Annotated in this window: 14 protein-coding genes and 1 tRNA gene (1 of these 15 cut by a window edge); 3 read left to right on the plus strand and 12 right to left on the minus strand. The window is 61.4% G+C overall.

Annotated elements, in window-relative coordinates:
- From D8U70_RS27680 to D8U70_RS00430, 3 genes are all read left to right on the plus strand, one after another.
- Window positions 1-66 (plus strand) — tRNA-Leu (locus D8U70_RS27680); it begins 86 nt to the left of the window's first position.
- 311 nt (window positions 67-377) lie between these two features.
- Window positions 378-1,388: an extracellular solute-binding protein gene (locus D8U70_RS00425; protein ID WP_016771941.1), complete on the plus strand. Its 1,011-nt coding sequence runs from the start codon at window positions 378-380 to the stop codon at window positions 1,386-1,388.
- Window positions 1,388-2,953, plus strand: a complete 1,566-nt coding sequence (locus D8U70_RS00430) for an iron ABC transporter permease (RefSeq protein ID WP_130928078.1) — start codon at window positions 1,388-1,390, stop codon at window positions 2,951-2,953. Before D8U70_RS00425 ends, D8U70_RS00430 begins: the two co-directional genes overlap by 1 nt.
- Before the next feature lie 90 nt (window positions 2,954-3,043).
- Here the strand turns inward: D8U70_RS00430 and D8U70_RS00435 are convergent, their stop codons facing one another.
- The 12 genes from D8U70_RS00435 to D8U70_RS00490 form a co-directional block, all read right to left on the minus strand.
- Complete coding sequence (locus tag D8U70_RS00435; protein WP_110602740.1) at window positions 3,044-4,978, minus strand: methyl-accepting chemotaxis protein; 1,935 nt, start codon at window positions 4,976-4,978, stop codon at window positions 3,044-3,046.
- Between the two features lie 139 nt (window positions 4,979-5,117).
- Window positions 5,118-6,407 (minus strand): adenylosuccinate synthase, encoded by a 1,290-nt coding sequence (locus D8U70_RS00440; RefSeq protein ID WP_016771943.1) that lies wholly within the window; start codon window positions 6,405-6,407, stop codon window positions 5,118-5,120.
- Window positions 6,408-6,461: 54 nt separating this feature from the next.
- Window positions 6,462-7,649 carry an ATP phosphoribosyltransferase regulatory subunit gene (locus D8U70_RS00445; RefSeq protein WP_016771944.1) on the minus strand — a complete coding sequence of 396 codons (1,188 nt, stop codon included), beginning with the start codon at window positions 7,647-7,649 and terminating at the stop codon, window positions 6,462-6,464.
- A 312-nt stretch (window positions 7,650-7,961) separates the two neighbouring features.
- Window positions 7,962-8,831, minus strand: coding sequence for a protease modulator HflC (gene hflC / locus D8U70_RS00450; protein WP_016771945.1), 870 nt, complete (start codon window positions 8,829-8,831; stop codon window positions 7,962-7,964).
- On the minus strand, window positions 8,831-9,997 hold the full coding sequence (gene hflK, locus D8U70_RS00455) for an FtsH protease activity modulator HflK (protein ID WP_024011368.1): 1,167 nt from the start codon (window positions 9,995-9,997) through the stop codon (window positions 8,831-8,833). Before hflK ends, hflC begins: the two co-directional genes overlap by 1 nt.
- Window positions 9,998-10,093: 96 nt before the next feature.
- Window positions 10,094-11,395, minus strand: coding sequence for a ribosome rescue GTPase HflX (gene hflX / locus D8U70_RS00460; RefSeq protein ID WP_041480728.1), 1,302 nt, complete (start codon window positions 11,393-11,395; stop codon window positions 10,094-10,096).
- Between the two features lie 12 nt (window positions 11,396-11,407).
- A complete protein-coding gene (gene hfq / locus D8U70_RS00465) occupies window positions 11,408-11,674 on the minus strand; it encodes an RNA chaperone Hfq (protein ID WP_016771947.1) in 267 nt (88 codons plus the stop codon).
- Window positions 11,675-11,769: 95 nt separating this feature from the next.
- The gene (gene miaA / locus D8U70_RS00470) at window positions 11,770-12,741 is read right to left on the minus strand and encodes a tRNA (adenosine(37)-N6)-dimethylallyltransferase MiaA (RefSeq protein WP_130928079.1); all 972 of its coding nucleotides are present in this window, start codon (window positions 12,739-12,741) and stop codon (window positions 11,770-11,772) included.
- Entirely contained in the window at window positions 12,741-14,648 is a 1,908-nt protein-coding gene (gene mutL / locus D8U70_RS00475; RefSeq protein WP_024011367.1) for a DNA mismatch repair endonuclease MutL, read from the minus strand. Before mutL ends, miaA begins: the two co-directional genes overlap by 1 nt.
- Complete coding sequence (locus tag D8U70_RS00480; protein ID WP_024011366.1) at window positions 14,645-16,075, minus strand: N-acetylmuramoyl-L-alanine amidase; 1,431 nt, start codon at window positions 16,073-16,075, stop codon at window positions 14,645-14,647. Before D8U70_RS00480 ends, mutL begins: the two co-directional genes overlap by 4 nt.
- Window positions 16,076-16,546, minus strand: a complete 471-nt coding sequence (gene tsaE, locus D8U70_RS00485; protein WP_016771950.1) for a tRNA (adenosine(37)-N6)-threonylcarbamoyltransferase complex ATPase subunit type 1 TsaE — start codon at window positions 16,544-16,546, stop codon at window positions 16,076-16,078.
- Window positions 16,534-18,033, minus strand: a complete 1,500-nt coding sequence (locus D8U70_RS00490) for an NAD(P)H-hydrate dehydratase (RefSeq protein ID WP_130928080.1) — start codon at window positions 18,031-18,033, stop codon at window positions 16,534-16,536. The genes tsaE and D8U70_RS00490 overlap by 13 nt, the downstream gene beginning before the upstream one ends.
- Window positions 18,034-18,082: the final 49 nt, after the last annotated feature.

An 18,082-nucleotide genomic window follows, 5' to 3' on the forward strand; every position in this document is an offset into this window, starting at 1 on the left:
GACACGCCAGCTTCAGGTGCTGGTGACCTTACGGTCGTGGAAGTTCGAGTCTTCTTCTGGGCACCAATTCAAATTCAAGGTTCAGGCCTTGGATTTCACAAAAACCCGCGAAAGCGGGTTTTTGCGTTTCTGGCTTCCTGAATTTCCGCAGGTCTTGTAGGAGCTTGTAGGAGCTGATGAGTGCAACGAGGCTGCGATCTCTTGATCTTGCTTTTCCCCGCAACTCGCAGGAGGCAGATCAAAAGATCGTCCGAACGCGGCCCGAGCCTTCGGCAGCTCCTACCCGATCCCCTTGTCCCGCACAAGGCGCACTTGAGAAACAATATCGTTTATCATTGTTGCAAGTTTTTGCAATGCGACAGTGAGGAACCCTGCGAATGACGTTTCGAAATACCCTGCGCCGAGGCCTGACCTTCACCCTCCTCGGCCTGGCACTCGCCACTCCCCTCACCCAGGCTGCCGATGCGGTTTCCCTGACTCTCTACAACGGCCAGCACAAGGAAGTCGGCGACGCGATTGCCAAGGCTTTCGAAGCCAAGACCGGCATCCACGTCAACGTGCGCAAAGGCAGCAGCAACCAGCTCGCGAGCCAGATCATCGAAGAAGGCGACCGCTCGCCCGCCGATGTGATCTACACCGAAGAGTCGCCGCCGCTGAACAACCTCGGCGAACAGGGTCTGCTGGCCAAGGCCGATGACGCCACCCTAGCGGTTTTGCCGGAAAAATACGTCGCCGCCAACGGTACCTGGATCGGCGTTACCGCACGCGTGCGCGTGGTCGCTTTCAATCCGAAACTGATCGATGAAAAAGACCTGCCGAAATCGGTGATGGAATTCTCCGAGCCGCAGTGGCAGGGCAAGGTCGGCTTCGTTCCGACCAGCGGCGCCTTCCAGGAACAGGCCGTAGCAATCATCAAGCTGCACGGTCGTGACGCCGCCGAAGAATGGCTGACAGGCCTGCGCGCGTTCGGCAAGACCTACAGCAACAATATGGTCGCGCTTAAAGCGGTGGAAAACGGCGAAGTCGCTACCGTACTGGTGAACAACTACTACTGGTTCGCCCTGCAACGCGAGAAAGGCAAGCTCGACTCCAAGCTGCATTATTTCACCGGCGGCGACGCTGGCGGCCTGATCACCGTGTCCAGCGCTGCCGTGCTGAAATCCAGCAAACATCCAAAAGAAGCCCAGCAATTCCTCGCCTTCATGGCCAGCGAAGAAGGTCAGCGGGTGATCACTCAGACCACCGCCGAATACCCGCTGCACAAAGGCATGGAATCGGATCGCGGCCTCAAGCCGTTCAGCGAACTGGAAGCGCCGAACGTCACTCCGGCGGACCTGGGCAATGCTGAAGAAGCGCTGGAGCTGGAACGCGAAGTTGGCCTGAACTGATGGCAGCATCGTTATCGGCCCCCGCCGCGCGCGGGGGTTACGTGCCACGACGCAAAAGACCGTCAATCTGGCTGGTGCTGCCGGTATTGCTACTGGTGGTCATGAGCCTGCTGCCACTGGGCTATGTCGGACTGAAAGCCTGGCAGGCCGGCTGGGCCGAGGCGCTGCATTTGCTGTGGCGCCCGTATGTGTTCGGCCTGTTGCGCAACACCTTGGCACTGATGGTCGGCGTGACGGTTACCTGCGCCGTGATAGGTCTGTCGCTGGCGTGGCTGCTGGAGCGCAGCAATCTGCCGGGGCGGCGCCTGTGGGGCGTGATCCTGTGCCTGCCGTTTGCGGTGCCGGCGTTTGTCAGCAGCTTCACCTGGGTCTCGCTCAGCGCGCAATTCGAAGGCCTCGGCGGGGCGATTCTGGTGATGAGCCTGTCGAAGTATCCGCTGATCTTCCTGCCAGTTGCGGCGACCCTGCGCAATCTCGATCCCTCCCTCGAAGAATCCGCCCGCACGTTGGGACAGAATCGCTGGGGCGTGTTTTTCCGCGTCACCCTGCCGCTGCTGTGGCCATCGCTGCTGGCCGGTTCGCTGCTGATTGCCCTGCACATGCTGGTGGAATTCGGCGCGCTGTCGATCATCGGCCTGCAAACCTTCACCACGGCGATCTACCAGCAATTCGAACTGGAATTCAGCAATGCCAATGCTGCGATGCTTTCGGCGGTGTTGCTGGCGCTGTGTCTGCTGCTGTTGTGGCTGGAGCTGCGCGTGCGTGGCAAGGGCCGGCATGTGCGCACCGGCCAGGGCGCGGCGCGGCAAGCTGAACAAGTAAATCTTGGAGCGTGGTCGGCGCTTGGTCAGTTGTATTGCCTGTTGCTGGCAATTATCGGCAGTGGCGTTCCGCTGGGGATGTTGGCGTATTGGCTGGCGGTCGGCTCATCGGCGGCGTTCCCGGTAGCGGCGATCACCGAGGCGCTGTTGTCATCGCTGGCATTGTCATTGGGCGGTGCGGCGCTGTGCCTGGTGCTGGCGGTGCCGGTCGGGTTGCTGGTGGTGCGCTATAAAGGCCGATTGGCAATCTGGGCCGAACGCCTGCCTTATCTGTTGCACGCGCTGCCGGGGCTGGTGATTGCGTTGACGCTGGTGTATTTCGCCCTGCATTACGTGCCAGTGCTGTATCAGACGTCGGGCTTGCTGCTGATCGCCTATGCGCTGCTGTTCCTGCCATTGGCGCAGGCGCCGATCCGTACTGCGCTGAACAAGGCTGCACCGCAGCTGGAAGAAGCGGCGCGGACATTAGGCGCATCGTCGTTCACCGCGTTTTGCCGGGTGACCTTGCCGATCATTTTCCCGGCACTGGGCGCGGCGTTTGCGCTGGTGTTTCTTGATGCGATGAAGGAACTGACGGCAACGTTGCTGCTCAGCCCAACCGGACTCAATACATTGGCGACCGAAGTCTGGGCGCACACGGCGAATGTCGAGTTTGCGGCGGCGGCGCCTTATGCGGCGTTGTTGATTGTGGTCTCGGGGTTGCCGGTTTATCTGCTGACGACGCGGATGTATCTGAGCCGCTGATACCGTATTCGCGAGCAGGCTCGCTCTCACAATGGGTTGAGTTTCCCTGTGGGAGCGAGCCTGCTCGCGAAGAGGCCAGCCCGGATAACACTAAGCGCGGAACTGCCCCAGGCTGGCTTTCAATTGCGCAGCCAGACCATCCAGCACCTTGCCACTGGCCGTGGTCTCCACTACCGCTTGCGCCGCTTTCTCGGCCTGTGCATGAATCGTTTCGACGCGCCCACGCACTGCCTGTGCACCCTGCGCCTGATGCGCTGCTGCTTGCGTCGCCAGACCGATCGCCGCGTGCACCTGCTCGACCGAAGCCTGCACCGACTGCTGCAACCGCGCACTGTCGCGCAAGACCAGCAAACCTTCGCTGGCCTGCCGTCCGGCCTGACCAATCGCCTCGACGGCCTCACGTGCGCCCTGCTGCAAAGCGACGATGTGCGCTTGAATATCGCCCGTCGAGCTCTGCGTTTTGCTGGCCAGTGCACGCACTTCATCCGCCACCACGGCAAACCCACGCCCGGTCTCACCGGCCCGCGCCGCCTCGATCGCAGCGTTCAATGCCAGCAGGTTGGTCTGTTCGGCGATGCCGTGAATCACCGTCAGCACCACCTCAATCTGCTCGCTCTGCTGCGCCAGTCGCTCGATGACCTTCGCCCCGGTATCGACCTGCCCGGCCAGCGCTTCGATCAGGCTGCCGACCTTGGCGGAAGTACGAGTGTTCTCATCGGTGGCCTGACGAATATCGACAACCTGCTTCAGCGCCGCCTGCATTGCCTGACTTTCCGACTGCGCCTCGTCTGCCATTTGCGACAGCGCGCGCAGGCTTTCTGCAACTTCATCGCGCTGCATTCCGGCAGCCGCATCGGCGCCAGCGTTGCGCAAAGTCATCGCGCCGATTTCCACGCCAGTGCGCTGAGCGACATCACCCGCCTCGCGTACGATCGGCTGCAATTTATCCACAAAGCGATTGACCGCTGAGGCCATGTCGCCGATTTCATCCTTGCTGTTGATCTGCACACGCTTGGTCAGATCGCCCTCGCCCGCTGCCAGATCGTCCATTGCCGCATTGAGCATTTTCAGGCGATTGACCACACGATGACCGAGGACCACGGCCAGCAACAGCAGCACGCCGCAACCGACCAGTGCCAGGCCAAGGCCGATACGCCAGCGCAGTGTCGCGGCAGCGTCTTGAACGGTTTGTGCGGTGTTGGCTTTCATTTCGCCAGCGGTGCCCTGCGCCGATTGCAGGCGCGCCTGCATTGCCTTGGCGCTGTCCGCCGCTGCGCCTTTGAGGCTGTCGCCGACCAGTTGATCGCTGCTGGCAATCAGCGCGAGGAAGCGCTTGTCGAGCTCGGCCAGATCGGTTTCTACCGAGGCCGTGGACACGCCCATCAGCACTTTGCCGATTTCCACGCCGTTGGGATTGATCGAGGCCTCGAGGTAGTAGACCGAAGGATCGTTTTTCGCCGCATCCAGTACTTTATCCAGCGCACGCTCGCCCTGACCTTTTTCCAGCAAGGCCTTGTTGATCGGATTTTCACGGTTGAGATAACGGGTCAGATGCTGGCCGGTGGCGTCGTCATACACCACGAACAGCACGTTGGGATTGCGCTGGGCGCGGCGGGCAAACTCCGACAGCGTCGGCACGTCGCTGTCCCACATCGCACGCGGCGCTACGGATGCAAGCAACTGCGCCATGTCGTTGGCCGAATCCTTCAGATCCTTCTCCAGCGTCGCCCGCAGTTGCGCCTGCTCTTCTTTGAGGCGTGCGGACAGGCCAGCCGTGAGGCGCTGACGAGTGCTGGCCGATAACGCATCAAGACTTGAAGTGACTTCACGCCCGGCCTGCTCCAGCTCACCGGAGAGCTTCTGGCTGTCGGCACCCAGGCGCACGGCCAGATCAGCTTCGAGCGCCGTGACCGTGCTCCGCGTCAGGGCAACCGCCACCAACACCTGCACCAAAAGGGCGATACCAAGGGTAACGAACACCGGCCGCAACAAACGGCTTTGTAACAGTGAGAGAACGGCTGACACTTTAAATCCCTCTACTTCTGACGCCATTAATTTGATGGCACTCTTGTAGACAGATTCACAGCAAAGGTCATGCCGTCCAACAGGCATAAACGACAAAGGCCCCGATTAAGGGGCCTTTGTTTTTTACATCAACAACTTATCAAGCGAACGGATGACGCAGAACGATGGTTTCGTTGCGGTCCGGGCCCGTCGAAATAATGTCGATCGGCGCGCCGATCAACTCTTCAACGCGTTTGATGTAGGCACGAGCATTGGCCGGCAGCTCTTCCAGGGTCTTGGCGCCCACGGTCGATTCGCTCCAGCCCGGCACTTCTTCGTACACCGGCTGCAGGCCGACGTAGCTGTCAGCATCGGTCGGCGCAACGGCATTGCCCTGCGCGTCTTTGTAGCCGACGCAGATGTTGATGGTTTCCAGACCGTCGAGTACGTCCAGCTTGGTCAGGCAGATGCCCGAAATGCTGTTCACGTCGATAGCGCGACGCAGGATGACGGCGTCAAACCAGCCGCAACGACGGGCGCGGCCAGTGGTAGCGCCGAACTCGTGACCTTGCTTGGCCAGGTGCGCACCGACTTCGTCGAACAGCTCGGTCGGGAACGGGCCGGAACCGACGCGAGTGGTGTAGGCCTTGGTGATGCCCAGGATGTAGTCGAGGAACATCGGACCAACGCCCGAACCGGTCGCCACGCCACCCGCGGTGGTGTTGGAGCTGGTCACGTACGGGTAGGTGCCGTGGTCGATGTCGAGCAAAGAACCTTGCGCGCCTTCAAACATGATGTCCTTGCCGGCACGACGCAGGTCGTGCAGCTCGGCGGTCACGTCGAGCATCAGCGGCTTGAGCAGCTCAGCGTATTCCTTGCACTCGGCCAGGGTCTTTTCGAATTCGATGGCTGGCTCTTTGTAGTAACCGACCAGCATGAAGTTGTGGTAGTCCACCAGTTCACGCAGCTTGTCTTCGAAGCGCGGCATGTTCAGCAGGTCGCCGACACGCAGGCCACGACGGGCAACCTTGTCTTCGTAAGCCGGGCCGATGCCGCGACCGGTGGTACCGATCTTCAGCTCGCCACGGGCCTTTTCACGGGCCTGGTCCAGCGCGACGTGGAAGGACAGGATCAGCGGGCAGGACGGGCTGATACGCAGGCGCTCGCGCACCGGTACGCCTTTCTCTTCCAGCTTGGTGATCTCGCGCAGCAGGGCGTCAGGTGCAACCACCACGCCGTTGCCGATCAGGCATTGCACGCCTTCGCGCAGCACGCCCGACGGAATCAGGTGCAAGACGGTTTTCTCGCCGTCGATCACCAGCGTGTGACCCGCGTTGTGGCCACCCTGGTAGCGCACTACGGCGGCAGCATGTTCGGTCAGCAGATCAACGATCTTGCCTTTGCCCTCATCACCCCACTGGGTGCCCAGGACTACGACATTCTTACCCATAACACTTGTCCTCATTCGCGCAAACTTGGTGCCGGCGATGGCCGGCAGGAAAACTCAAGAAGCCAGTGGCGATACTTGCCAAAGCCCGTTCTGCTGAATCAATTGCCGGTCGCAGTCCGCATCACGGGCGGCGGCCAAAGGTTGTCCAGGCAAGGCCTGAACGACACGCTGACCCTCACTGCGCAACTGGCAAACCTGCTGCCAGAGTGCCGCATCCGTACTGTCAGGCATCCAGATACCGCCAGACGGTAGCTCGATCTCAGCACGCCCCAGGGTCACCAGGGTTTTCAAATCGGTAGAGAAACCAGTCGCCGGACGGGCGCGACCGAAATCGGCGCCGATGTCATCGTATCGACCGCCCTGAGCGATGGACTGGCCAACGCCCGGCACGAACACCGCGAACACCACACCGGTGTGGTAGTGGTAGCCGCGCAACTCGCCGAGGTCGAAATACAGCGGCAGCTGCGGGAAGCGCACGGAAAGACGCTCGGCGATCGCCAGCAGATCTTCCAGCGCCGCCAGCACCGGCGCCGGCGCGTTGGCCAGACGCTCGCGGGCAGCGCTCAACACTTCACGGCCGCCACACAGATCAACCAGTGCGCGCAGCATCCCCGACAGATCGGCTGGGAGACCTTCGGTCAGGGTAATCACTTCATCGATGGCCTTGCGCTGCAGGGCATCGAACAACTGCTGCTCGACTTCACCGGAAAGACCAGCGGCACGCGCCAGACCACGGTAGATGCCGACATGGCCGAGGTCCATATGCACGTCCGGCACATCGGCCAGCTGCAGCATGGCCAGCATCAGACTGATGACTTCGACGTCGCTGCTCGGGCTGGCGTCGCCGTACAGCTCGGCGCCCAGCTGGATCGGGCTGCGCGAGGACGACAATGCACGCGGCTGGGCGTGCAGGACGCTGCCGGCATAGCACAGACGACTCGGGCCTTCGCGACGCAGGGTGTGCGCATCGATGCGCGCCACTTGCGGCGTGATGTCGGCGCGGAAACCCATCTGCCGGCCCGATTGCGGGTCGATGACCTTGAAGGTACGCAGATCCAGGTCCTGGCCCGCGCCGGTCAGCAGGGATTCCAGGTACTCGATATGGGGAGTCACGACGAACTCGTAACCCCAGCTCTGGAACAGATCCAACACCTGACGACGCGCGACTTCAATGCGCGCCGCCTCCGGTGGCAGTACTTCTTCGATGCCATCTGGCAGCAGCCAGCGGTCTACCGTTGCCATTACGCCATTCCCCTTTGATCCGGGCGGCCAGCACTAGGCGAGCCTTGAGTGAAGCAGAAAATGATCGGGGCGTTCAAAACGCACGCGCATGAACGACGCAGCGAAAGGCCGGCTGGCGGCTTCGCCCATCACTTTCCTCGAAAAACGCTCGGGCTATTCAAACCCGATGCCTGCAACAAAAACAGCAATCAAACGTGCAGACGCAAAAAAGCCGGGAATTTCCCGGCTGCCGCATCATACACACGTTTTCCGAAAGGATCACCCCGCCCGAGGTTTTAGCCGCCGGGCGGACTGATTCAGGTCAACGTCGTATCAAGGTTTGGCTTTTTCCAGATAACGGAAGAAGTCGCTGCTTGGGTCGAGGACCAGGACGTCGGATTTGTTCGCGAAGCTTTCACGGTAGGCACGCAGGCTACGGTAGAAACCGTAGAACTCCTGGTCCTGGCCGTAGGCCTTGGAGTAGATCGCAGCAGCCTGGGCGTCACCGTCACCGCGAACCTCTTCGGATTCACGATAGGCTTCGGCCAGCAGCACGCGGCGTTGACGATCGGCGTCGGCACGGATGCCTTCGGCCAGCTCGTTACCCTTGGCGCGGTGCTCGCGAGCTTCACGCTCACGCTCGGTGCTCATACGCTCGAACACACTGCGGTTCACTTCCTTCGGCAGATCGATGGCCTTGACCCGGACATCGACCACTTCGATACCCAGCTCTTTTTCCGCCATCTTGTTCAGCGACGCAGTGATGTCAGCCATCAGCGCATCACGTTCACCCGACACCACTTCGTGCAGGGTGCGCTTGCCGAACTGGTCACGCAGGCCCGATTCGAGACGACGGGACAAACGCTCGTCGGCGATCTGCTTCAGACCCGAAGTCGCGGTGTAGAAGCGCTCGGCATCTTTCACCCGCCACTTGGCGTAGGCATCGACCATCACGGCTTTCTTTTCCAGAGTCAGGAAGCGCTGCGTCGGTGCATCCAGCGTCAGCAGACGCGCATCGAATTTGCGCACCTGGTTGACGTAAGGCACTTTCACATGCAGACCCGGCTGGACATCGGCCTGAACCACACGACCGAATTGCAGCAGCACCGCGCGCTCGGTCTGAGCGACGATGTAGAAGCAATTCCAGCCCACCAGTACCACAACGACGCCAACGATCAGGGCGATCAGCGATTTATTGCTCATCAGCGGGTCTCCCTTGTACGCGTCTGCGGCACGTCAGTGACATGCGGCGTGACGTCCGTGTTGTTGCTGGCGGCCGAACCGGTCACCGGTGCATTACCCGAACTGTTCTGGATCATCTTGTCCAACGGCAGGTAGAGCAGATTGCTCTGGCCGTTCTTGTTGCCGGTCACGAGGACCTTGCTGGTGTTGCTGAAGACTTCCTGCATGGTGTCCAGGTACAGACGCTCGCGGGTGACTTCAGGTGCCTTGCGATACTCGGCGACCAGTTTGGTGAAGCGATCGGCCTCACCCTTGGCGCGCGAGATGGTCTCGTCGCGATAACCGTTGGCATCTTCGATGATGCGCTGGGCCTGACCACGGGCTTCCGGCACCACGCCGTTGGCGTAGGTTTCAGCCTGGTTGCGCGAACGCTGCTCGTCTTCACGGGCGCGGATCACGTCATCGAAGGCTTCCTGCACTTCACGCGGTGCCGCTGCGCTCTGTACGTTGACCTGGGTGACGGTGATACCGGTGCGATAGGTATCGAGGAAACGTTGCAGACGCTCCTTGATTTCGCTGGCCATCAATTCACGACCTTCGGTCAGCACCTGGTCCATGGCGGTGGAACCGACCACGTGACGCAGTGCACTTTCAGTCGCGTGCTGCAGGCTGATTTCCGGCTGATCGACGTTCAGCACGAAGTCCTGCAGGTTGCTGATCTTGTACTGCACGGTCAGCGGCACTTCGACGATGTTCTCGTCTTCAGTCAGCATCTGGCCCTGCTTGGTGTACGCACGCTCACGCGTCACGTTCTCCATGTACTTCTTGTCGATCGGCGGGAAGTAGATGTTCAGGCCCGGGCCGACAGTCTCGTAGTACTTGCCGAAGCGCAGCACCACGGCTTGCTCCTGCTCGTCCACCACGTAGACCGCGCTGTACAGCCAGACAGCCGCCAGCACGACCAGGCCGATGCCGAGCAGACCGCCGAAGCCGCCACTGCTGCGCCCCGATCCGCCGCCGTCATCACCGCGTTTCTTACCACCACCGAACAACCCGTTCAGGCTTTCCTGCAGCTTTCGGAAGGCCTCGTCGAGATCCGGTGGTCCCTTGCGGTCGCCGTTATTGCGGCGCTTGCCACCCCAGGGATCCTGATTATTCGAGTTGCCACCCGGCTCATTCCAAGCCATAGCGCTCTCCATCTGATAAAGCAAAGACGCACCCACGGCGCGCCGACCAATGCTACAGAATGCCTGCCGTTGCGGCACAACCGCTTTGTCAGGCTTTTATTGCAAAGTGTGTTGCTCGATGAATTCCATCGGCTGCAATCCTTCGCGGCTTACCAATCGATTCAGCTCGATCCGGGGCAAACGAACGGCCAGCAGGCTGACACCTTCATCATCGTATTCTTCTTTCTGCACCGCCCCGAGTTCGAAGAACTGCGCACGCAGCCGAGCGAAGCGTTGCGGCAAGCGCAAGGTACCGACGAACAGATCACTGCCGAGCAACTCGGCGATGGCCTGTTCAAGCAGTTCCAGACCGCTGCCATCCCTCGCCGAGAGCCAGACCCGTTGCGGCTTGCCATCGGCATCGCGCTGGATCTGAGGCTCGACGCCCTCAAGCAAATCGAGTTTGTTATAGACCTCGAGGATCGGCAAGTCTTGGGCACCAATCTCGCCCAGCACCACCATCACCTGCTCGATCTGCAACATGCGATCCGGTTCGGCCGCATCGATCACGTGCAGCAGCAGGTCGGAATTGCTCGACTCTTCGAGCGTAGACCGAAATGCCTCGACCAGCTTGTGTGGCAGGTGACGAATGAACCCCACGGTATCGGCCAGGACAATCGGACCGAGGTCGTCAAGCTCCAGCCGGCGCAGGGTCGGGTCGAGTGTGGCGAACAGTTGATCAGCCGCGTACACCTCGGACTTCGTCACGTTGTTGAAGAGTGTCGATTTGCCCGCGTTGGTGTATCCCACCAGCGAAACGGTAGGAATGTCCGCACGGGATCGGCCACGGCGCGACTGCTCGCGCTGACTGCGCACCTTCTCCAGCCGCCCCTTGATCTGACGCAGGCGAACCCGCAGCAGACGGCGGTCGGTTTCCAGCTGGGTTTCACCCGGGCCGCGCATACCGATACCGCCACCCTGACGTTCAAGGTGAGTCCAGCCGCGAACCAGCCGCGTGCTCATGTGGTCAAGCTGGGCCAGTTCGACCTGCAGCTTGCCCTCATGGGTGCGTGCGCGTTGGGCAAAAATATCGAGAATCAGCCCGGTGCGGTCGATCACGCGACACTCGAAAACACGTTCGAGGTTGCGTTCCTGACTGGGCGTGAGGATGTGATTGAAAATCACCAGATCGGCTTCTTCAGCCTTGACCAGGTCGCGCAGTTCCTCGACCTTGCCGCTGCCGATCAGATATTTGGCGGTTGGCCGATGACGCGGCACGTTAAAAAACGCGACGGTCTCGGCGCCAGCCGAATTTGCCAACTCCTGAAACTCCTGCGGATCTTCGCGCGCCTCAGGGTCCTGTCCATCCAAGTGAACGAGGATGACTCGTTCACCACCACCGTGGCGCTCAAAGAACAAAGGAGACTCCTATCAGGCGTTACCCGGCGCTGCATCGGCATCGCCCTGTTCGTTTTCGGTTGCGCTAGGCAGACGAATTGGACGAACCGGCACGACGGTCGAGATAGCGTGTTTGTAGACCATCTGGCTTACGGTGTTTTTCAGCAGGATCACGAACTGGTCGAACGACTCGATCGTCCCTTGCAGCTTGATACCGTTGACCAGGTAGATGGAAACCCCGACTTTCTCTTTACGTAAAGTGTTCAGGTAAGGGTCTTGTAGCGAATGCCCTTTTGACATGTGCCGCACTCCTTTAAGGATTCAATAATAAAAACAGGTAAATTCAGATGGCTTCGGCCGTCACACCCCCAAGGATAGACGGCAATTGCAAGGACTCAGCTCAATATGGAGATGGTCCCAAGGTATTTCAAGGCGCGTGGCAGATTGTCGCAATCAAGACTGTCCAGCCAATGCAAATCGTCCCAGCTGCGCAGCCAGGTAAACTGGCGTTTGGCCAATTGGCGCGTGGCGATGATGCCCCGCTCCTGCATCTGGGCCAATGTCAGCTTGCCGTCCAGGTAATCCCAGACTTGGCGGTAGCCTACCGCACGTATAGACGGCAACCCGGAATGCAGGTCACTTCTTTTACGCAGGGCTACGACCTCGTCGATGAATCCCTGTTCCAACATATTTGTGAATCTTTGTTCAATTCGCTGGTGCAGAACCTGACGATTCGCCGGAGCAATGGCCAGGTTCGCGACAGTATAGGGCAATTGTTGGCGTCCCGAAGCGGCTGCTTCAGTACTTTGCGCAGATTGTTGCTCGCGCAGGGCGGTCATGCTCTGCCCGCTGACTCGATAGACTTCAAGTGCCCGACTCAAGCGTTGCGGATCATTTGGATGGATGCGCGCCGCCGACACCGGATCGATTTGCGCCAATTGATCGTGCAGGGCTTGCCAGCCAAGACGTGCAGCTTCTTCCTCGATCTGCGCACGGACCTCGGGATCGGCTGCCGGCATGTCCGCCAGACCTTCGACCAGAGCCTTGTAATAGAGCATGGTGCCGCCGACCAGCAGCGGGATCTTTCCTCGCCCAGTGATTTCGGCCATGGCCTGCAACGCGTCGCGACGGAAATCGGCGGCTGAATACGCTTCAGCGGGGTCGAGGATGTCGATCAGCCGGTGCGGGTATTGCGCCAGCAACTCTTTCGAAGGCTTGGCCGTGCCGATGTCCATGCCGCAGTAGACCAGCGCCGAATCGACACTGATCAATTCGCACGGCAGCACTTTGGTCAGCTCGATGGCCAGATCGGTCTTGCCCGCAGCGGTCGGGCCCATCAGGAAGATCGCTGGAGGAAGCTGGCTCATCAACGACCGCGCAGGAACAGTTTGTCCAGATCGTCCAGACCCAGCTGGGTCCAGGTCGGTCGGCCATGGTTGCATTGACCGCTGCGTTCGGTGTTTTCCATATCACGCAGCAGGCCGTTCATTTCCGGCAGAGCCAGACGCCGGTTGGCGCGGATCGCGCCGTGGCAGGCCATGGTGCCGAGCAGTTCGTTGAGGTGCGCCTGGATACGGTCGCTGGTGCCGTACTCCATCAAATCCGAAAGCACGTCGCCGACCAGTCGATTGGCTTCGGCCTGCTTGAGCAATGCGGGAATCTGCCGGATCGCCAGGGTTTCCGGACCCAGGCGCTGCAATTCAAAACCAAGGCGCTGGAACCACGCGGCGTGTTCTTCAGCGCAATCGGCCTCGCGCTGACTGACCGCCAGCGACTCCGGCACCAGCAACGGCTGGCCACTGAGACCTTCGCTGGCCATGGCGATTTTCAGGCGCTCGTACATGATCCGCTCGTGGGCGGCATGCATGTCCACCAGCACCAGACCATGGGCGTTCTCGGACAAAATATAGATGCCCTTGAGCTGCGCCAGTGCATAGCCGAGCGGCGGGATATCTTCCTGACCGGTCGGCAGTGCGCTGGCATTGGCTTCAGGCAGCGGCGCGAAAAACTCTTTGTAAGCGGCTTGAGCCTCGGCAGCGGGCAGCGCCGATTGCGGACGCGGCGTGTATTGATACTGATAAGCGCCGCCAGCGCTGGCCCCGGATGATGTATTGAACGCCGGCTGCGCCTGCGGCTGCTCCAGCAGCGCATTGGCGGCCAGACGCATCTCGCCTTGTGGGCCGAATTCGCCCGCCTCGATCCCGCTCGGCCGAACGATCGCCGTGGTGACCGAGCCGGCCAGTTGATCTTCCGGACGCACATCGCCCAGCGCACGGTGCAGCGTGCCATACAGGAAGTCGTGGACCATGCGCCCGTCACGGAAGCGCACTTCGTGCTTGGTCGGGTGCACGTTGACATCTACCGCTGCAGGATCGACCTCGAAAAACAGCGCGAAGGTCGGGTGCCGGCCATTGAACAGCACGTCGCGATAAGCCTGGCGTACCGCATGGGCCACCAGTTTGTCGCGCACTGCTCGGCCGTTTACGAAGAAATACTGCAAGTCAGCCTGGCTACGGTTGAAGGTCGGCAAACCGACCCAGCCCCACAGGTGCAGGCCGTTGCGTTCGATCTCGATAGGCAGCGCCTGCTCCAGGAAACCTGAACCGCAGATCGCCGCCACACGCCGCGCACGGGCCGCATCATCGTGGGCCTCGTGCAGGCTGAGGATGGTTTTGCCGTTGTGGCGCAGATGAAAAGCCACGTCGAAGCGCGCCAGCGCCAGACGCTTGATCACTTCTTGCAGGTGATCGAATTCGGTTTTTTCGGTCTTGAGAAATTTGCGCCGGGCCGGGGTGTTGAAAAACAGATCGCGGACTTCCACCGAAGTGCCGACCGGATGCGCCGCCGGCTGCACGCGCGGCGCCATGTCACGGCCTTCAGTCTCGACCTGCCAGGCCTGGTCGGCATCGCGGGTGCGCGAGGTCAGGGTCAGACGCGCCACGGAGCTGATCGACGCCAGCGCCTCGCCACGGAAACCCAGGCTCATCACCTGCTCGAGATCTTCGAGGTTGCGAATCTTGCTGGTGGCGTGACGGGCCAAGGCCAGCGGCAGGTCATCGGCGGAAATACCGCTGCCGTCATCGCGCACGCGCAGCAGCTTGACGCCGCCCTGCTCGACATCGACGTCGATACGCTTGGCGCCGGAGTCGAGGCTGTTTTCCAGCAACTCCTTGATCACCGAAGCCGGGCGCTCAACCACCTCACCGGCGGCAATCTGGTTCGCCAGCCGGGGGCTGAGCAGCTCGATGCGCGCCGTGTTCATTACCTGGTTCATTCTTTGGACGCCAGTTCGGTGCCTGGAATGGTCAGGTGCTGACCGACTTTCAGCTCGTCGCTTTTCAGGTTGTTTGCAGCACGCAAGGTGGCCGGCGAGACCTGATAGCGCACGCCGATCATCGCCAGGGTTTCCCCCGGGCCGACACGGTGGTCGCGCGGGCCTTGGGCAATCTTGCCGGAATCACGCAGCCAGGCGATGTAGGTGCCCGGTGGCGGATTCTGCTGGAAGAACTGGCGCACGCCGCTGCTGATCGAACGGGCCAGCGCTTGCTGGTGGCTCGATGCGGACAGTTTGTTCGCTTCGTTGGCGTTGGAGATGAAGCCGGTTTCGACCAGGATCGACGGAATGTCCGGCGACTTCAGCACCATGAACCCGGCTTGTTCCACACGCTGTTTGTGCAGCGGCGTAACGCGACCGATGTTGGTCAGCACCTTCTGGCCGACGTTGAGGCTGGAAGTCAGCGACGCGGTCATCGACAGGTCGAGCAACACGCCGGCGAGCATGCGGTCTTTGTCATCGAGACTGACGTTGCCGGCACCGCCGATCAGGTCGGAACGGTTTTCACTGTCGGCCAGCCAACGGGCGGTCTCGGACGTAGCGCCACGATCAGAGAGGGCGAACACCGACGCACCGAACGCGGCTGCGGACGGCGCGGCGTCGGCGTGGATCGAGACGAACAGGTCGGCGCCCTTCTTGCGGGCGATTTCGGTACGCCCGCGCAATGGAATGAAGTAGTCGCCGGTACGGGTCAGCTCGGCGCGGAAGCCTTTCATGCCGTTGACCTGACGCTGCAGCTCGCGAGCGATCTGCAGTACCACGTCTTTCTCACGCTGGCCGCGCGAACCGGACGCACCCGGGTCTTCGCCACCGTGGCCGGCGTCGATCACCACGATAATGTCGCGTTTGCCAGCCGGGGCTGGCGGCAGCTTGATCGCCGGTTCGGTCGGGGTCACCGGCACTGCCGGCACGGTCGCCACCGATGGCGTCGGGGCTGGCGGCGGCGCGGCATCGGCCGGGTTGTCGAACAGATCGACCACAAGACGGTTGCCATACTGCGCGTTCGGCGCCAGCGAGAAGCTTTTCGGGGTGACGGCTTTTTTCAGGTCGATGACCACGCGCAGGTCGGTCGGGGTGCGCTGGGCCGAGCGCATCGCAGTGATCGGCGTGTTGGCGGTCTGCACGTTCAACGGCGCGCCGAGGGTGGCGCCGTTGATGTCGATCACCAGCCGGTCCGGGGCTGTCAGGGTGAAAACGCTGTGCTGCACCGGGCCACTGAGGTCAAAGACCAGTCGCGTGTTGTCCGGCGCCCGCCACAGGCGCACGCTGTTGACCTTTGAATCGGCCACAGCGTTGACGGTTACTGCCATCAACATCAGTCCAGCGGCAGCCACCAACGCGCGAAAGCGCATACCAAACCCCATCATTTAATTGGATTCCAATGCCAAAGCGGCACACCAGGCCTCGCCACGCGAGCCCTGGGCTAAAATTTTCAGCGAACGCCCGCTGTCTTGCGGGCTAATGGTAATGGTCAGGTCAGGCTTTGGCAAAAAGCCTGCACCTTTATCGGGCCACTCGATCAGGCACAGGGCATCGTCTTCGAAGTAGTCACGGATGCCGAGAAACTCCAGCTCCTCGGGATCGACCAGGCGATACAGGTCGAAGTGGAAGGCACGAATGTCACCGATCTCGTAGGGCTCGACCAATGTGAAGGTCGGACTTTTTACCGCGCCAACATGCCCCAAACCGCGAATGATGCCCCGCGACAGGGTGGTTTTGCCCATACCCAGATTGCCTTCGAGAAAAATCAGGCCATGGCCCTGGGTGACGCGGGCGATCCGTGCGCCAAAGTCGCTCATCGCCTGTTCATCGGCCAGGTACAGGGTTACTTCAGACACGGTGCTTGCTCCTCCAACAACTGACGAATGGCTGGAATCAGATCACTGGCCGCCAGCCCACGGCCGAATTTGCCTTGTTGCATACCCGCGTTGGCGTGCAGCCAGACAGCCAGGCATGCCGCATCGAACGCGTCCATGCCTTGGGCCAGCAATGCGCCGGTCAGACCGGCCAGCACATCACCCAACCCGCCTGTGGCCATCGCCGGATGGCCCTGATGACAGAGGGCCAGACGCCCATCTGGATGGGCGATCAGACTGCCGGCACCTTTCAGAACCACTACCGCTGAATACTTTTTGCTCAACGCCAGAGCAGCGGCCGGGCGATCGGCCTGCACCTCGGTGGTGCTGACGCCAAGCAAGCGCGCCGCTTCCCCCGGATGCGGGGTGATCACGCAATCCTTGGGCAACTGGACAAAATCGCTGGCCAGCAGGTTCAACGCGTCAGCGTCCCACACCTGCGGCAATGGTGCATTGGCGGCAGCCGACAACAGCGCACGGCCCCAACTGGCCTGACCGAGGCCCGGCCCGACCACCAATACCGAAACCTTTTCCAGCAGACCCATCAGTTGATTGGCTGACGAGGTGCCGAGCGCCATCGCCTCCGGCACCCGGGTAAGCGCCGCCGGCACATGCTCTGGGCGAGTCGCCAGCGAAACCATGCCCGCGCCGCCGCGCAAGGCCATTTCCGTGCTGAGCAGAATCGCCCCGCCGAAACCGTGATCGCCGCCGATCAGCAACACGTGGCCAAAGCGGCCCTTGTGCGAGGTCGGCGCACGCGGCGCAAGTGCTGGGAGATTAGCGGCGCTCAGGCGCTGAGCGCAGACAGGAATGTCACTGAAAATTTCGTCGGCGGCTTGCAGATCGCTGAAGACCAGTTCGCCGATATGATCCGCAGCATCACCGGTCAACAGCCCGACCTTCATAGCAATGAAGGTCACCGTTAGATCGGCGCGGACCGCGACGCCCAGTTCACGCCCGGTATCGGCACATAGCCCGGACGGGATATCGACCGCCGCTACCGGCAAGCCGCAGGCGTTGATCGCCCTGATCGCCGATGCATAGGGCTCACGCACTTCGCCGCTCAGGCCAGTGCCGAGCAACGCATCGAGGACGACACAGCGCAGCTCGCTTTGTGCCTGCCAGCCTTGCACCACAACACCAGCAGCCACCGATTCGGCATGGGCCAGTGCGGCATCGCCCTGCAAACGCTGCGGATCGCCGACGGCGAGAACGCGCACCGTCCAACCGGCCCGCAGCGCCAACCCGGCCACCAAATAACCGTCGCCGGCGTTGTTGCCGTGCCCGGCGAGCACCGTCAGTTCGTTCGCTGCCGGCCACTTGCGCACCAGTGCGCGCCATGTCGCGCGGGCGGCGCGCTGCATCAATTCGAAGCCCGGCGTGCCGGCGGCGATCAGCCGCGCGTCGAGTTCTCGCACCTGCGCGGCGCGGTACAGCGCGTCGGGTAATTCATCTTTCGTCTGCGGCATGCGTCTTCGGGCTCCGATGTCTGGCAGAATTATACGCACCTCAGCTCCG

Source organism: Pseudomonas sp. Sample_20 (genome assembly GCF_004307585.1).
Taxonomy (GTDB): domain Bacteria; phylum Pseudomonadota; class Gammaproteobacteria; order Pseudomonadales; family Pseudomonadaceae; genus Aquipseudomonas; species Aquipseudomonas atacamensis.

Excerpts from the sequence above, each read along its gene's own strand:
- D8U70_RS00425 (WP_016771941.1), top strand. The coding sequence starts at position 378 with ATGACGTTTCGAAATACCCTGCGCCGAGGCCTGACCTTCACCCTCCTC.
- D8U70_RS00430 (WP_130928078.1), top strand. The coding sequence starts at position 1,388 with ATGGCAGCATCGTTATCGGCCCCCGCCGCGCGCGGGGGTTACGTGCCA.
- D8U70_RS00440 (WP_016771943.1), bottom strand. The coding sequence starts at position 6,407 with ATGGGTAAGAATGTCGTAGTCCTGGGCACCCAGTGGGGTGATGAGGGC.
- D8U70_RS00445 (WP_016771944.1), bottom strand. The coding sequence starts at position 7,649 with ATGGCAACGGTAGACCGCTGGCTGCTGCCAGATGGCATCGAAGAAGTA.
- hflC (WP_016771945.1), bottom strand. The coding sequence starts at position 8,831 with ATGAGCAATAAATCGCTGATCGCCCTGATCGTTGGCGTCGTTGTGGTA.
- hflK (WP_024011368.1), bottom strand. The coding sequence starts at position 9,997 with ATGGCTTGGAATGAGCCGGGTGGCAACTCGAATAATCAGGATCCCTGG.
- hfq (WP_016771947.1), bottom strand. The coding sequence starts at position 11,674 with ATGTCAAAAGGGCATTCGCTACAAGACCCTTACCTGAACACTTTACGT.
- miaA (WP_130928079.1), bottom strand. The coding sequence starts at position 12,741 with ATGAGCCAGCTTCCTCCAGCGATCTTCCTGATGGGCCCGACCGCTGCG.
- mutL (WP_024011367.1), bottom strand. The coding sequence starts at position 14,648 with ATGAACCAGGTAATGAACACGGCGCGCATCGAGCTGCTCAGCCCCCGG.
- D8U70_RS00480 (WP_024011366.1), bottom strand. The coding sequence starts at position 16,075 with ATGATGGGGTTTGGTATGCGCTTTCGCGCGTTGGTGGCTGCCGCTGGA.
- D8U70_RS00490 (WP_130928080.1), bottom strand. The coding sequence starts at position 18,033 with ATGCCGCAGACGAAAGATGAATTACCCGACGCGCTGTACCGCGCCGCG.